This is a genomic window from Psychrobacter sp. 16-MNA-CIBAN-0192 (assembly GCF_040309565.1).
GTDB lineage: Bacteria > Pseudomonadota > Gammaproteobacteria > Pseudomonadales > Moraxellaceae > Psychrobacter.
This window is the reverse complement of record NZ_JBEOOX010000216.1, coordinates 1-275: the sequence shown is the minus strand read 5'-3', so window position 1 is coordinate 275 and position 275 is coordinate 1. Positions and strand designations below refer to the sequence as shown.

1 protein-coding gene is annotated in these 275 nt (G+C 64.4%); it reads right to left on the bottom strand.

Translation table 11 applies throughout. The annotated features are described in order from the left end of the window. On the bottom strand, positions 1-275 hold a 275-nt coding region (locus AAEY78_RS12975), incomplete at both ends, for a PstC family ABC transporter permease (RefSeq protein ID WP_352339728.1).

The window sequence follows — 275 nt, the reverse complement described above, 5'->3', positions numbered from 1 at the left end:
ATGTTGTTGGCGTTGCCCACCAACATCGCCAGCGCCATGGTTTCGCCCAGCGCACGGCCGAGGCCGAGCACAAGGGAGCCAAAAATACCGGTGGCGGCAGACGGCACCATCACCTTGAGGATCGCCTCCCAATGGGTGGTGCCCATGCCATAGGCGGCCTGCTTGGTTTTCATCGGCACGCTGGTGAGCGCGTCCTGGGACACGGCGGCAATCGTCGGCAGAATCATGATGGCCAATACCAGCGCCGCCGGCAGCAACCCCGGCCCGCTCAAGGA